This is a genomic window from Pseudomonas sp. TYF_14, from assembly GCF_043105275.1.
In the GTDB taxonomy this organism is placed as follows: domain Bacteria; phylum Pseudomonadota; class Gammaproteobacteria; order Pseudomonadales; family Pseudomonadaceae; genus Aquipseudomonas; species Aquipseudomonas alloputida.
This window is the reverse complement of the sequence record NZ_JBICLK010000101.1, coordinates 1-774: the sequence shown is the minus strand read 5'-3', so window position 1 is coordinate 774 and position 774 is coordinate 1. Positions and strand designations below refer to the sequence as shown.

At 61.0% G+C, this 774-nt stretch carries 1 protein-coding gene; it reads right to left on the bottom strand.

Features of this window, described 5'->3' with window-relative positions; translation table 11 throughout:
- Nucleotides 1–774 (bottom strand): contractile injection system protein, VgrG/Pvc8 family (locus tag ACF8O8_RS27930; RefSeq protein ID WP_392510958.1); only part of this gene is annotated, 774 nt, incomplete at both ends.

Below are 774 nucleotides of genomic sequence, written 5' to 3'. Positions count from 1 at the left end.
TCGGCAATACGCACATCATGGCGCAGCGCTGTGATGCGGTTTTCGGTGAACGGCTTGCCCACGGCATCGCGTTTATAGCGGCCTGGGTAATCGAAGTATTCGTAATCTTTGCTCTGATGCTCCAGGAAGGGCCCGGCGGCTCTGTGCTCCTGGCGGTAGGCCGGGTGGGTGAAGGTGTGGTCGCGCTGCACCTGGCGAGCGGTGCGCACCTGCTCGCTGTAGCGCAAGCGGCGAAGGCAGGGTATGGCTTGATCGCCACCGCTGTTCGCTTGGTACAGGACGCTGTCAGGGCCTACAGGCTCGTCGTCATCGCCGAAACCCTCGTCTTCATGGTCGGCCTTGATGGCGCCATGGCTGATCAGGCCGAGGGACTGCAGCCGATCGGTGATGATCAGCTTGTGCAGCTTTTCACTGTGCGCAAAGCGGTAGACGAAGCCTTCTTCAGCGGCAAGGCGGGCGATGAACGCCAAGTCCGTCTCACCGGCCTGAACGCAGAATTCGCGCACCTGATGGTCCATGCTGGCGCGTAGTTCGTACTGGTCGATGCCCTGACGCTTGAGCATCAGCTCGAGAATTTGCGGAACGGTCTTGTGCTGGAAGATGCGCCAGTTCGAGCGCAGCCTTGCGCGGGCCAGTTGCGGTTCGACCAAGGCGTGATAGTAAGTGCGGTAGAAGCCGCTCTCGCCCTGGCTGAAGCTGCTGACAAGGCCGTGCACGTACCGTACCGGGCGTTCTCCGTCCAAGATGGTGAAGAGCACGGGTTTGTCGAGCAAA